11 protein-coding genes are annotated in these 14,127 nt (G+C 68.9%); 1 reads left to right on the top strand and 10 read right to left on the bottom strand.

What is annotated here, in order from left to right:
* Positions 1-4: 4 nt before the first annotated feature.
* From menC to AC1C2R_RS09610, 3 genes are read right to left on the bottom strand one after another with little or no spacing between them, the layout of a single operon-like run.
* Entirely contained in the window at positions 5-2,098 is a 2,094-nt protein-coding gene (menC, locus tag AC1C2R_RS09620; RefSeq protein ID WP_495379769.1) for an o-succinylbenzoate synthase, read from the bottom strand.
* Positions 2,095-2,814 (bottom strand): MurR/RpiR family transcriptional regulator, encoded by a 720-nt coding sequence (locus AC1C2R_RS09615; protein WP_495352252.1) that lies wholly within the window; start codon positions 2,812-2,814, stop codon positions 2,095-2,097. The genes menC and AC1C2R_RS09615 overlap by 4 nt, the downstream gene beginning before the upstream one ends.
* The gene (locus AC1C2R_RS09610; RefSeq protein ID WP_495379768.1) at positions 2,811-3,593 is read right to left on the bottom strand and encodes a hypothetical protein; all 783 of its coding nucleotides are present in this window, start codon (positions 3,591-3,593) and stop codon (positions 2,811-2,813) included. Before AC1C2R_RS09610 ends, AC1C2R_RS09615 begins: the two co-directional genes overlap by 4 nt.
* Before the next feature lie 127 nt (positions 3,594-3,720).
* Here AC1C2R_RS09610 and AC1C2R_RS09605 point away from each other — a divergent pair, with 127 nt between their 5' ends.
* Entirely contained in the window at positions 3,721-4,857 is a 1,137-nt protein-coding gene (locus AC1C2R_RS09605) for a M20/M25/M40 family metallo-hydrolase (protein WP_495379767.1), read from the top strand.
* A 7-nt stretch (positions 4,858-4,864) separates the two neighbouring features.
* On the opposite strand, the gene AC1C2R_RS09600 is transcribed toward AC1C2R_RS09605, so the two are convergent.
* From AC1C2R_RS09600 to AC1C2R_RS09570, 7 genes are all read right to left on the bottom strand, one after another.
* Positions 4,865-5,986, bottom strand: a complete 1,122-nt coding sequence (locus AC1C2R_RS09600) for a C39 family peptidase (protein WP_495379766.1) — start codon at positions 5,984-5,986, stop codon at positions 4,865-4,867.
* 11 nt (positions 5,987-5,997) lie between these two features.
* Positions 5,998-6,858 carry a serine hydrolase gene (locus AC1C2R_RS09595; protein WP_495379765.1) on the bottom strand — a complete coding sequence of 287 codons (861 nt, stop codon included), beginning with the start codon at positions 6,856-6,858 and terminating at the stop codon, positions 5,998-6,000.
* Positions 6,859-6,892: 34 nt separating this feature from the next.
* Positions 6,893-8,101: a C45 family autoproteolytic acyltransferase/hydrolase gene (locus tag AC1C2R_RS09590; RefSeq protein ID WP_495379764.1), complete on the bottom strand. Its 1,209-nt coding sequence runs from the start codon at positions 8,099-8,101 to the stop codon at positions 6,893-6,895.
* A gap of 7 nt (positions 8,102-8,108) precedes the next feature.
* On the bottom strand, positions 8,109-9,854 hold the full coding sequence (locus AC1C2R_RS09585) for an ATP-binding cassette domain-containing protein (protein WP_495379763.1): 1,746 nt from the start codon (positions 9,852-9,854) through the stop codon (positions 8,109-8,111).
* A 2-nt stretch (positions 9,855-9,856) separates the two neighbouring features.
* A complete protein-coding gene (locus AC1C2R_RS09580; RefSeq protein WP_495352245.1) occupies positions 9,857-10,783 on the bottom strand; it encodes an ABC transporter permease in 927 nt (308 codons plus the stop codon).
* Positions 10,780-11,823: an ABC transporter permease gene (locus AC1C2R_RS09575; RefSeq protein ID WP_495352244.1), complete on the bottom strand. Its 1,044-nt coding sequence runs from the start codon at positions 11,821-11,823 to the stop codon at positions 10,780-10,782. The genes AC1C2R_RS09580 and AC1C2R_RS09575 overlap by 4 nt, the downstream gene beginning before the upstream one ends.
* Before the next feature lie 113 nt (positions 11,824-11,936).
* Entirely contained in the window at positions 11,937-13,802 is a 1,866-nt protein-coding gene (locus AC1C2R_RS09570; protein ID WP_495379762.1) for an ABC transporter substrate-binding protein, read from the bottom strand.
* Between the last annotated feature and the right edge of the window lie 325 nt (positions 13,803-14,127).

The raw sequence follows: 14,127 nt of genomic DNA, 5'->3' as shown, positions 1-14,127 counted from the left end.
CGTCCTAGCGTTCGCGGGTCGTCAGGTGGGCCTGGAGCCGGGCGGTCAGGGCCCGGTCGAAGGTGCGCGGTTCGCCGTCGAGGAGCGCGACGGGCACCGCCGATCGGGTGCTCGAGAGCAGCCAGATGTCGTCGGCCTGCGCGAGACGGTCGGCGGGCACGGGCTCGCGTTGAGTCTCGTGGCCGAGGGCGGCGAGGCACTCGATCGCGCTCGCGAGGGTCGTTCCCGCGAGGATGCCCTGATCGCTCGGCGGCGAGACGAACCGATCGCCGAACCGCAGGAGCACCGTCGACGACGGCCCCTCGAGCACGAACCCGTCGGAGCTCGTGAAGATGACATCGTCGGCACCGCGGCGTGCCGCCTCTCGCAGCACCGACTTGTTGACCGCGTACGAGAGCGACTTGGCACCCTGCAGGAGCCACGGCGAGGTGTGCGCGACGTCGTGCCGGTAGCCGCGATCGAGCGTGACGACCGCGACGCCCTGCTCGCGGACGACGGTGAAGTCTGCGGCATCGGCGACGTAGACCCACCCGACGGGCACGCCGGTGCCCTCGACGCCGCGCGTCATGACGAACTTGGCGAATCCGTCTCTCGCCCCGCAGTGCGCCGCGATCGCCGCTTCGATGCACGCCGCCCAGACGTCGAGCTTCGGGGCGGGCAGGTCGAGCAGCGCCGCCGAGTGGGCGAACCGCCGCAAGTGGGCCTCGAGCGCTTGCGGTCGGCCGTGGTGCACGCCGAGCGCCTCGAACACGCCGTCGCCTCGCGTCGCACTGAGGTCGCGCACATTCAGTTGCGGCGCATCCGGGTCTTCGGCATGGAACGGCGTCTCGGGTTCGTCGATGCCCTCGGCGAGGTCGTCGACGAAGAAGAGCACGGCAGCGGATGCCCCGGCCGGCGTCGCGGACGATGACGGGTGCGGGGCGGCCGGCGGGCGCGGCGCGGCATCCGATTCGATCGATTCGGACGCATCAGCCGCCGCAGCCGGCACCCGCGAGTCGAAGCGCCGCAGCGTGTTCTGCTCGATCCAATCGAGGTCGACGTCGAACCCGATGCCGGGGCCGGTCGGCACGCTCACGATGCCGTCGCGCGCGATCACCGGCGGCGCGATCACGTCGCGCGCATAGTACTTGTCGGACCCCGAGACATCCGATGGGTAGCTGAAGTGCTCGAGCGAGGAGATCGCGAGGTTCGCGGCGCGACCGATGCCGAACTCGTGCATGCCGCCGCACCACACCGGGATGCCCTCGGCACCGGCGAGGTCGTGGGCCGCCTTCGCGACGGTCAGCCCGCCCATGCGGGAGACCTTGATGTTCAGCACCCGCCCGGCGCCGAGCGCGATCATGGTGCGCAGGTCGTCGAGCCGCACGATCGACTCGTCGAGGCAGACCGGCGTCTCGATGCGCTGCTGCAGCCGGGCGTGACCCACGAAATCGCCGGGCGCGAAGGGCTGTTCGATCATGCTGAGGCCGTCGCCGTCGAACTCCGCAAGGCGGGCGAGCGTCTCGTCGTCGCTGCGGTAGGCGCCGTTCGCATCGACGTGCAGCTCGAGATCGGGGAACACGCGGCGCACCTCGCGCACCGGCTCGAGATCCCATCCCGGGGCGATCTTCAGCTTCACCCGGCCGTAGCCGGCCTCGAGCTGCGTCCCGACTTGCGCCAGCAACTCTTCGATGGTGGGCTCGATGCCGAGCGAGACGCCGGCCGCCACCTCGGTGCGGGTGCCGCCGAGCGCCGCCGCGAGGGGGATGCCACGCGACGTGGACCAGAGGTCCCACGCGGCTCCCGCGAATCCGGCCTTCGTGAACTCGTGCCCACGGATCTTCGCCCAGAGTTCGTCGACCTCGGCCGGGTGCGACCACTCGGCGTCGAGCACCCGCGGCACGAGATAGCTCGTCGCGATCGACCAAGCCGTGTCGGTGTTCTCGGAGGTGAAGAACGGATCGGTCGGCGAAGCGATCTCACCCCAGCCCGTATTGCCCAGTTCGTCGTCGAAGCGCACGAGGATGTGGTCGAGGCCCGTCTTGCGATGCGAGCTCGTCTGGAACCCGTGCACGAGGGGCAGGCTCACCTCGAAGAGCTCGATGCGTGTGACTCTCATGGTGCTTCCTCGTCGTTCGCGTGGTCGTAGTACAGGTCCATCTCCCGGTTGAGCTCGTCACGGGTCGACAACCGGCGTCGAGCACCCTTCGCGCTCGCGGTCGTGAGCGTGCTCAGCAGGTGGCATACGGCCGCGACCGAGGTCGGCGAATCGGCGTAGGAGGCCGATCCGGTCTGCAGCACGATGAGCGACGTCGCATGGGCGGCGAGCGGTGCATCCTCGGAATCGGTGAAGACGACGAGCTGCCCGCCGGCCTCGCTGAAGAGGCGGCCGAGCGTGACCGTCTCACGTCGGTACCGCCGCAGCGAGAAGAGGATGAGCACGTCGGTCGAGCGAACGTCGCTGAGCACGTCGAGCGGGTTCAGCGCATGACCGTCGATCAGGTAGACGTTCGGCACGGTGGCGGCGAGGTCGGCGTTGAGGAGCGCCGCATAGGCCGCCGACTTGCCCGCTCCCGCGATGAACTTGCGACGCGCCCCCAGAATGATGGCGGCGGCTTGCGGCACGGCGGCGCTGGCCCGGAGGTGGGCGAAGGTGTTGGCGAGCGATGCCGCTTCGGTCTCCATCACCCGGTCTTGCAGGCCCTCGGCGGAGAGGTTCTTGCGCATGCGCACCCCGAACCGGGCCTCGGGCGAACGCAGGGTGCGGTTGAGTTCGCGCTCGAGTTCGTCGTCGCGGGGCTCCAACTGGTCGTCGCGGCGTTCCAGCATCGTCATCGGGTACTTCCCCCGGCCGCCGGCACGGCGAAGTACGCCGAGGTGCGGGCATCGACCCGCCGGCAGCTCACCAGCACGGACCCCTGCTCGTGCAGTTCGTGCAGCGTGGTGTGGAGGCGCGACACGCCACCGCCGACGCCATCGCCGGCTTGCGCCGGCATCGGCACCCAGTGCCCGCCGGAGTGGGCGATCGGCACGCCCGCCGCGGCATCCGCGAGCGCAGCCGGGGGCTGGAGTTCGCGAGCCGATGCGTACGGGTCGGCGCCGTCGACGAGCGGCCATTCGACGAGTACCCGATCGGTGCCCGGTCGCCCGTAGTACTCGCGCACGAACGCGCAGCTGTGCGCGCCGAGGGAGTTGAGGTTGAAGTGCGCGTTGCGAGCGAGACTCGGGTCGAACGCCCATCGCATCGTCATGACGCCCGAGGCGAGCGCGACCTCGCGCTGGCGCACCTTGAGCATGCGGCCCACGCCGCGGCTCTGGTACCCCGCCTCGACGACCGCGGCCTGCGAGTAGTGGAAGAGGCCGCTGGCGTCGGATCCGAGGAATCCGTAGGCGAAGCCGATGAGCTCACCTGCGGCGCCCCGCACCCCGACGGCCGACCCGCCGCTTCGCACGAGCGCACTCAGCAGGTTGCTGTTCAATGCGAACTCGTCGGAACCGTAGCCGAACACCCGCCGATAGAGCGCGCTCGCCTGCTGGAAGTCTTCGAACGTCGACAACTCGTCGGCGGTGAGCTGCTTGTCGTCGCTCCGGTCTCGAGCCTGCGCATCGGTCACATGATCCAGTATACGAATCATATGATTGTGAATGGCAACCGCGACGTGCCTTTGCTTGCCAGTCTCTACTCGATGCCTCTGCGAGGCTGCAGCTAGAATATGTAGCGTATCTTCACCAAGGGGAATCATGACATCAGCAGAGACCAGTGCGGCGGTGGATGCTGCGTGGGGGGCGGTGCCCGATCGGCTTCGGCAGCTCGTCGAGATCGAGACCCCTTCGATGGATGCGGCCGCGAGCGCACGCGTCACACGGCTGCTCGGCGAATGGTTCGCACCGCTTGCGAGCGAGATCCGCCGCGTCGTCACCGACGCCGGAACGCATCTCGTCATCGAGGTTTCCGGCACGAGCGACGAGGCGCCGCTCCTGCTGCTCGGCCACTCCGACACCGTGTGGGACCACGGAACCCTGACGGGCGAGGTGCCCTGGTCGATCGACGGCGACGTCGTGCGGGGCCCGGGCGCATTCGACATGAAGAGCGGGCTCGTGATCATGCTGACCGCCCTCGAGATCCTGCGCGATCGCCCGAGGCGACCGGTTCGCATCCTCATCAATTGCGACGAGGAGGTCGGCTCCCCCACCTCGCACGAGCTCGTGCGAAGCACGCTCGACGGCGTCGCCGGCGTCATCGGCTTCGAATCGCCCCACCCCGACGGCGCGTTCAAGGTCGGCCGCGCCGGCAGCACGCGGATTCGGCTCGACATCGAGGGGCGGGCCGCCCACGCGGCACTCGATCCTTCGAGCGGCGTCTCGGCCATCGACGAGCTCGTCGACCAACTGCTCGTCGTGCGCGAACTCATCGCCGAGGCATCCGCGAACTCGCCGGTGCTCTGCAACGTGGGCACCGTGAGCGGCGGTGCGAGGGTGAACGTCGTGCCCGACGCAGCCTCCGCCGAGATCGGACTGCGTTTCGTCGACGACGAATCGGAGCGGCACGTGCTCGATGCGCTTGCACGACTCGCACCGATCCGCACGGGCGCGTCCGTGCGTGCGACCATCTTGACGAGTCGCCCGGCGTGGCAGGCCGGTGCGGCCGACCAGTTGCTCCTCGACGAGGTCGGGCGCGCGGCATCCGTTCTCGGGCAGTCGGCGAGCGGCCGGCCGGCCGCCGGCGCCGGCGACACGAACCTCGTCGGCTCGCTCGGCATCCCGACGATCGACGGCTTCGGGCCGCGAGGCGGCGGCGCCCACGCCGTGAGCGAGCACCTCCTGCTCTCGTCGCTGCGAGAGCGCATCGAGCTGCTCACCGCCGTGCTCGCGCGCTGAGCCCGGCTCACCAGTTGCGTTCCTCGCCGGGCGCGGCGGGCAGCGCCACGTCGGCGGGGCGCATGACGTAGACCACGCCGCCGCTCCCGCCGGCGCTGCGAAGCCACGCGCGCTCGAACGCCGCGCGGGGGTAGCTCCGGCGCACGGCCGCGGCGCCGGGCGCCGCCGGGTCGTTCACGACGACGTCGCCGCTCTCGTCGAACCCGGCGATCACCAGCAGATGGCCCTCGGTGACGTACCCCGCCTCTGGCAGTTCGTCGCGAGTGAACGACACCGAGGCGATGAGTGGGATGCCCGCCGCGATGAACCGCTCGGCCTCGTCGAGCGAGCGCAGACGGGTGACGAAGGCCTCGAGCCCCTGGCGGGCGGCGAACGCGGCGTTGAACGACCAGTTGCCCGTGCCGCCGTAGTCGTGGTCGTAGCAGCCTCGGGCCGCCCACACGACCTGCGGGTCGCCGTTCGGCGCGTCGATGCCGGCGAGCAGCTGCGCCGACGGCAGTCGCCCCCAGAAGCCGAGCACCATCGCGGTCGAGGTCGGCGAGCACCAGGACTCACCGCCGCCGCCGAGTTCGAGGTGCGTGCCGCGGTGCACCTGCTGCGAGAAGGGCGGCACCTCGAGCACGATGCCGCGAGCCGCGCCGTCACTCGGAGTGGCGTCGTCGAGCGCGGTCACCTCATCGATCGCCGAGACCATCGCCCCGACCATGGCGAGCGACGCGACGGTGTCGACGCCCTCGTTGCGAGCGAACGTCACGCGGATCCGATACGCCGTGAGCGCGCGGCCCGCAGCGGAGACGAAGGTGTCGGCGTGCACGGATGCATCGGCATCACGCTGACCGGAGACGGTCGTGCGCGGGATGGCGCCGAGAGCGAGGGCGGGAGCGACGCCATCATGCTCCGCCCATCGAGCCATCACATACCAGGCGGTCCACGAGTCGTCGGCGCGCCGGATGGCGAGCTCCACCTCGATCCACGTTCCGGGCGGGGTGACCGCATTCCAGGAGAGGATCGCTTCGGTCGCCGGGAACGGAACCTCGACCGGCTCGGAGGTCCACCGCGCCGACGACCCCGCCCCGCGGGCGACTCCCGCTGAGGAGCGCACCTCGCGGTACTGCACGTGCCGTGGCATCCGATCCCCGTTCAGCCGTGCAGGAGGTACTGGCGGATCGCGTCCCCGGCCTCGCGCATCGTCGCGAGCGCCTCGTCGCGGTGATCGGTGCCACGCGTCCAGTTCGCGAGCACCGAGTACGCCACTCGCCGATTCGGCGACATCGCGACGCCGATGTCGCCGCGAACGCGACTCGTCGTGCCGGTCTTGTTCCACATCCAGATGTCGCGGTCGTAGAAGTAGTGGGCGAGCGGGTCGAGGCCCCACGCCGAGGCCACCATCGAGCAGTCCATGCCGGCGCCGAGCCACCGCCGCAGTGCGTCGCAGCCCGCCTCGGTGAGCAGCTCGTTCTTCGCGACGCGCGCGACGAAGTCGGTGAGCTCGCGGGCGCTGCCCGTCGAGAGGTTCGGCGGGAAACCAGGCGGAATCGGCCAGCGCACGATGTCGTCGAGCGAGGATTCGGTGTACCCGAGGGCCGCCGTCGAACGGTGCACGGTGTCGAGGCCGACCCGACGGCACATCGTGTTGGTCGCCGCGTTGTCGCTCACGGCGCCGATGAGGGCGCAGAGGTCGTAGACGCTCAGCGTGTCGGCCTGCAACAGGTACCACAGGCCGGAGTTGTCCATCGCCTCGTTCGGCCGTCTCGTCACGGGCTCGTCGAGGCTCAGCTCGCCGCGCTGCTCGAGCTCGAGCACCGAGTGCAGCAGGAACACCTTGCCGATGCTCGCCGTGTCGAGCGGGAGGTGATCTTCGTGCGCGAAGAGCACCGCGCCGGTGTCGACGTCGACCGCCTTCGCCGACCAGGTGATGCCGGATTCCGTTCCGAACTGCATGTTCGCCTCCCCCATGCCGCATGCCTTCATGCCATTCGCCTTCATACCGCCCGCCTTCATGCCATCCGCCTTCATACCGCCCGCCCGAACGCCGTCACACCGTCGCTTCGATCTCGAGCGCTCGCCCGCGTGCGAACGCGGCGAGGCCACCCGTCCACGGTGTGCTGCTCGCTGACTCAGGTGTTGACGCGTCTCGCGCATCAGTAGTGGAGCCGCTGGGGATCTCGTGGCTCAGTCCGCCCGGTCGGCCCGGTCGGCCCGGCACTGCGCCAGGGCCCTGCACGATGATGCGGTCGTTCGCGAGATCGGCGACCGTCGTCGTGAACGTGAAGAGCTCGGCGGATCGGTTCAGCACCCCGTCGGAACGCAGGGCGGCGAACACCGATTCCGCGTCGCGGGCGCCGCCGTGTCGTTGGTCGGGTCGCGCCTCGAGTTGCCCGCGCAGCCGCGCGCCGCGCGTGCGGCTCTCGATGAGCGACTCGTCGCTCGGCTGCATGCCCGGCGCCGGACGCTCGACGAACCGCAAGTGGTTCGTGTGCCAGAGGCACGACTCGGCCTCCGAGGCCGAACGAGACACCACGACCCCGGCGGCGTTCTCGATCATGACGGCCCGGCCGGACTGCCGGTCGGCGATGTTGAACGAGAATCCACCGGCGCACGGCACCGACATCACCCGTTCGATCGCCTCAGCACCCGAGTGACTCCGCTGCGCGTGGCGGGCGACGAAGTGCCGCCCCGCGCCATCCGTGTCGGGCTCGACGACCGGCAGGTGATCGAGCCCCCAGACGGTGCCCGCGTCGCTCACGACGAAGGAATTCGCGGGCAGGAATCCCGGGTACCAGACGACCGTGACCGTCGGGTCGCCCTCGATCGCGAGGGTCACGAGGCAGACGTCATCGGCCGAGGCGCCGTCGCCGTCTTCGTTGTGACCGATCACGAGCGCAGCGGATGTCGCGAGCGAGACGTCGCTGCATCCGGTGCCGTCTCGGCCGAGGTCGCCGCGCAGGTTGTAGACCCACAGCTCGAACGGGGGCAACCCAGCGCCCTCGGCGAGCAGGTCGAGCTCGTGCGACTCGACGGGGCAGAGCCGGCGCGTCGACGCCTCGATGCGGCGCATCCGGTCGCTCAGGGCCTCGCGCTCGACGCGGGCCATGAGCTTCGACCACTGCGAATCGGAACGCGCCCGAATGTCGCGGATGCGCTCGGCGAAGTGCGAGCCGAGCTCGCGGAAGACCGTGTCGCGATCGCCCGTGACGACGACCCAGGGCAGGCCGGACACCGGCGGGTTCGCGTGAACGGTCATGCTCGGGTCACGAAGCCGTCGCGAGCACGCCCTCGCGGCCCACGATCTTCGGGGCCGCGGCGAGCAGCTTCTTCGTGTACTCGTGCTGCGGGTCGAGCAGCACCGACTCGGTCGTGCCGCGCTCCACGATCTCTCCGTGGTACATCACGGCGACCGTGTCGGCGATGTTCCAGGCGAGACCGAGGTCGTGCGTGATGACGAGGGCCGAGAGGCCGAGCTCGTCGCGCAGCCGTAGGAGCAGCGCGAGGATCTCGCCCCGGGCGGAGGCATCGAGCGAGGCGACCGGCTCGTCAGCGATGAGCATCTGCGGATTCATCGCGAGAGCCCCGGCGATCACGACGCGTTGACGCTGACCGCCCGACAACTCGTGCGGGATCGCCTCGAAGAAGTGCTCCGCCGGCATCAGCTCGGCGTTCTCGAGGCTCGCGGCGACCTGATCGCGCTCGTCGCCCGGGTAGCGCTGGATGCGGAGCCCCTCTGCGACGGCTTCGTACACGCTGAGCTTCGGGTTCAACGCCGCCGACGGGTCCTGCAGGATGAGCTGCACCTGCCGACGGAACTCGCGCAGGCGCTTCGTCGAGCGGCCGAGCGGTTCGCCGCGGAAGAGCACCTGTCCGCCCCGGTCGGGCGGCTCGAGCCCGAGCAGGGTTCTCGCGAGCGTCGTCTTGCCCGAGCCGGACTGGCCGACGAGTGCGACGATCTCGCCGCGACGACAGGCGAGGTCGACGCCGCGCACCGCCCGCACGGTCTTGCCGCGCGAACGGAAGGTGACGCTGAGGTTGCGGGCTTCGAGCAGCACCGCGTTCTCTGCCTCATCTTCCGCCACGGGTTCGCTCGCCCGCTCCGCGGCATCCGCTGCACTGATCGCCGGCGTGACCGCGGCGGTGACCGGTACCGCGATCGCGCCCGTCGCCGTCTCGCCGCGGCGGGTGACGGGCTTCAGCCGCGACGCGGGGTCGCCGATCGTCGGGAAGGCATCGGCGAGCTGCTTCGTGTACGCCTCGTGCGGGTCGGTGCAGATCTGCTGCGACTCCCCGACCTCGACGAGCACGCCGTCACGCATGACGGCGATGCGCTCGCACGCGGTCGCGAGCACCGACAGATCGTGGCTGATCATGAGGAGCGAGATGCCGCGCCGAGTCACGAGGTCTTTCACGACCTCGAGGATCTGCCCCTGCACGATCACGTCGAGCGCCGTGGTCGGCTCATCGGCGATGATGATGTCGGGCTCGCACGCGAGCGCCATCGCGATCATGACACGCTGCTTCTGCCCGCCCGAGAGCTCGTGCGGATACGAGGCCGCCTTCGCGAGCGGCAGGTCGACCTGGCCCAGCAGCTCTGCCAGACGGGCCTTTCGCGCGTCTGGACTGCGCCACGCGTCTTTCACGTGCAGCTCGAGGGCCTCGATGATCTGCTGGCCGACGGTTCGCACGGGATTCAGCGAGTGCATCGCCCCCTGGAAGACGATCGCGACCTCCGACCAGCGCAACGCGCGCAACTGGCCGAAACTCAGATCGGAGACGCTCTGATCGCCGACGCGCACCTGGCCGTCGATCACCGCATTGTCGGGCAGCAGCCGCAGCACGCTCATCGCGAGCGTCGACTTGCCGGAACCCGATTCGCCGGCGATGCCGAGGGTGCCGCCCGCGGGCAGCGAGAGGCTCACGTTGCGCACGGCGGCGATGTCGCCGCGACCCCGCGACGCGGCGGTGCGATAGGTGATCGAGACGTCGTCGAAAACGAGATCGGGCATGATCAACGGCTCCTGAGGGTCGGGTTCACGATGGATTCGAACGCACGACCGACGAGGGTGAACGCCAGAACCACGAGCACGATCGCGAGACCCGGGATGACGACGTACCACCAGTAGCCGCTCGTCGCGGCCGAGACATCCATCGAGTCCTTCAGGATCGTGCCCCACGATTGCTGGGTCGGGTCGCCGAGGCCGAGGAAGGCGAGCGTCGACTCGGCGATGATCGCCGAACCGACCGTGAGGGTCGTGTTGGCGAGCACGAGCGGCAGCACCGCCGGGAAGAGGTGCTTGCCGATGATGTGCCAGTGCCCCGCGCCGAGCACTTGGGAGCGCTCGACGTACGGGCGGGCCTCCACAGCGAGCGTCTGGGCTCTCACGAGGCGGGCGGTACTCGCCCACGAAGTCACGCCGATGGCGATCACGATCGTGAGCACGCCGCGAGAGAGCACCGACGACAGCACGATGGCCAGCACGAGCGAGGGCAGCACGAGGAAGAAGTCGACGAAGCGCATGATGATGCCGCCGGTGACGCCGGTGAAGTGGCCGGCGGCCATGCCGACGAGAGTGCCGATGACCATCGACATCGCCGTCGCGGCGACGCCGACGAGCAGCGAGGTGCGCGCACCCCAGATCATGCGCACCCAGAGCTCGCGACCCTGATGGTCGGTGCCCATCGGATGCTCCCACGACGGCGGGGCGAACCTCGGCTGGTCGGTGAGCTGCGTGACGTCGAGCAGCGAGCGGTCGGCGATGACGGGGGCGAGGATCGCGAGGAGGATGACGACGCCGAGGAAGATGAGCCCCGACATGCCCGACGCGCTCGCGCGGAACTCGCGCCAGAGCTTGGCGGCGGAAGCACGGCGTCGTCGACCGGCCACCTGCCGGGTCGTGAGCTGGGCGGCGGGCCGCGTCTGTTCGGCGGTGCTCATGCGCGCCTCACTCTCGGGTCGAGCTGCCGATAGATGAGGTCGGCGATGAGGTTCATGACGATGATGATGGTCGAGAAGACCACGAAGGTTCCCTGCAGCAAGGGCATGTCAGGGCCGCTGATGGCCTCGTACGTGAGTTTTCCGAGACCGGGCCACGAGAAGACCGTCTCGACGGTCACGGCGCCGGCGATGAGCCCGCCGATGTGCATGAAGACGAGGGTCACTGTGGGCAGCAGGGCGTTCGGCACGGCATGCCGACGACGCACGAGATCGTCGCGCAGCCCCTTCGCACGCGCCGTCGTCAGGTAGTCGGAGGACTTCTCCTCGAGCAGCGATGCGCGCATGACCATGAGGTACTGCGCGAAGACCACCGCGACCATCGTGACCACAGGAAGCACCATGTGCCGGGCGACGTCGACGACGTAGGCGAAAGAGCCCGGCTCGAGGCCCGGGGTGGACATGCCACCCGTCGGGAACCACCGGAGCGTGCCACCGAAGATCATGAGCAGGATCAGCGCGAGCCAGAACGTGGGCACCGACCACAGGGTGAGCGAGGTGCCGGTGGCGACCTTGTCGAAGAGCGAGCCGTTGCGCCAGGCCGCACGCTGGCCGAGCCACAGTCCCAGAGTGATCGCGATGATCGCGGCGGTGCCGGTGAGCAGCAGCGTCGGGCCGAGGTACTGCCCGATGAGCTCACTCACCGAGGTGCGGTAGACGTAGCTCTGACCCAGATTGCCGGTGACGATGTTGACGAGGTAGTCGATGAACTGCTGAGTGACGGGCTTGTCGAGGCCGTACTGCCGCCGGAGCTCGGCGATCTGCTCGGGACTCATCGGGCGTTCCTGCGCGATGCGCCGCACGGGATCGCCCGGCAGTACCCGGAAGGCGAAGAAGCCGAGCAACACGACCATGACGAGGCTGATGAGCGCCCCGCCCAGCTTGGAGCCGAGGTAGCTGAGGAACGACGAGCGTGCCGGCGCTTCCTCTGCGAGCTTCTCGTCGTGCACCGCGGCGTTCACGGGGGTGATCGTGTCTGTCATTCGCGCTCCGTCCTCCTTCTCTCTTCCCTTGCGCCCGATTTCTCTTGCGCCCGACACCGCTCGCCCGGCCGGATGCCGCCAGTGGCGACATCCGGTCGGGCGATGCGAGAACGCTATTCGCGATCGCCCGCGGTCTTGCGACGTCGCACGATCACGATCGCGACGACACCGGCAGCCACGACGAGCACGCCGAGGCCGATCCAGAGACCGATCGCCGGGCCGGAGTCGCCGGTCGACGAAGAGGCCTCATCGGAGACCGGCTCGACCGTGAGGTAGCCCCAGTACCCGGCCTGGTTCGCGATGATGCCGTTCTCTTTAGGCTGCGTCGTGTAGCCCGTGAAGCGGTCGGAGCGGTAGGCCTCGAGTGCCTGGCCGTACCAGAGGGTGATCTGCGCGACATCCTCGTAGTGCATGCGCAGCATGTCGTGCACGAGTTCGGCGCGCTTGTCCTCGTCGAGCTCCGAGTGCTGTTCGGCGTAGAGGGCGTCGAACTCGGGGTTGCAGTAGCCGTCTTGACTCGTCGCGCCGTTGCCCTCGGCGTCGGGTCGCGATGCGCACAGGTTGAGGCCGAGCTGGTAATCGGGATCGGGGTTGACGCTCCAACCCGAGAAGTACAGGTCGTAGTCGCTGACGGAGGTGCGGTCGGAGATGGTGTCGCTGTCGGTCGTCTCGAGCTTCAGCTCGACGCCGATGTCGGCCATCCACGGCACGAGGTACTCGGCCGTTGTCATGTCGATGATGTCTTCGGCGTCGGCGAGCAGTCGGATCGAGAGCCGGTTGCCGTCCTTCTCACGGATGCCGTCGGCACCGGCGACCCAGCCGGCACCCTCGAGCTTGGCGATCGCCGCATCGGGGTCGAACGAGACGATGGCCTCGTCATCGTCGGGCAGGTGCCACTTCTCGAACGCGCTCGGGATGAAGCTCGTCGCGGGAGCGCCGTAGCCGCCGAGCACGTTCTTCAGCAGCGACTCCTGGTCGATGCCGAGCCGGATCGCCTCGCGCACCGCGAGCTCCTTGAGCGCGGGGCTGCCGGTGCCGTAGGCGACGCCGTCGGGCGTCTCGGCTCCGGCGTTCACGCTGAGCGAGGTGAAGCGACGACCGGTGCCCGCCTGGGTCGTGACGCCCTCTTCGCCCTCGAGCGCGGACATCTGGGTGTCGGTGAGCCCGGTGACGAGGTCGACCTCACCGGCCCGAAGGGCCTGGATCTGCGCGTCGGAGTTGGTGTAATAGACGTACTGGATGCCGTCGATCTTGGGGCCGCCCCGCCAGAAGTTCGGGTTCGCCTTCAGGGTGATCGACTGGTTCGCCGAGTAGCTCTCGAGCGTGTACGGCCCCGAGCCCACGACATCGGCGTCGTTCTCGAAGGTCGTGGGGTCGTCGACCTCGGACCAGATGTGCACGGGGAGCACGGGGATCTCGGCGCCGGGGTTGGGCGCCTGCGGCGTCTTGAGGTTGATGACGACGGTGAGGTCGTCGGGCGCCTCGACGCTGTCGAAGTTCGACACGAGGTTGCCGTTCGCGGTGCCGAGCATCGGGTCGTTCATCATCGACTCGTAGGTGAACTTGACGTCCTCCGAGGTGATCGGCTCGTCGTCGGACCACTTCATGCCCTCGTGCAGCGTGAAGGTCCACGTCATGCCGTCGGGGCTGGCCTCCCACTCTTCGGCGAGACCCTCGGTGGGCGAGCCGTCTTCGGCATCGTTCTGCACGAGGCTCTCGTAGACGTAGCGGATGATGTTCGTCGGCGTGAGGTAGATCGAGATGAACGGGTTGAACGTGTCGACGAAGCCGGCTGTCGCGATGCGGAGCGTCTTCGCGTCGGCGTTCGCGGATGCAGCAGGGCTCGCGTCGCTCGCGATCGGCGCGGCGAACGAGGTCGCCGCGGGGCCGACGGCCAGACACGCCGCGAGGGAGACGGCCGCAACGGTGGAGAGACCACGTCGCGACCTTCCGTTTCGGGGGGTTGGGGTAGCGCGCATACGTTTCATATTCCTTCGCTGATGGGGTCGGACATGTTCGCAGAACTCGGATCTGTAGCAAGGGAACATGATGGGGAGACGGCGTGTCAACCGCGAAGATGCGATTCGTATCGGAATTTACAGGTCGGCAACATTCCGGCGTGGGGCAAATGACTCGGGCGAACATCCGTATCAGATGAATCATGCTCGGAATTTTGCCGGAATCGGGCAACGCAATCGAACCTGACCGCAATCTGCCGCATTCGACGGAGGGAGACACTCGAACCTCGTGTCGGTCGAGCCGGGCTCCGTTGCTCCAGGCTGAACATCTGAACCCTATCTCATC

This window comes from Agromyces sp. Y182 (assembly GCF_059445385.1).
Note: the sequence above shows the minus strand (reverse complement) of the source record. Positions and strands in the feature narration are given on the sequence as shown.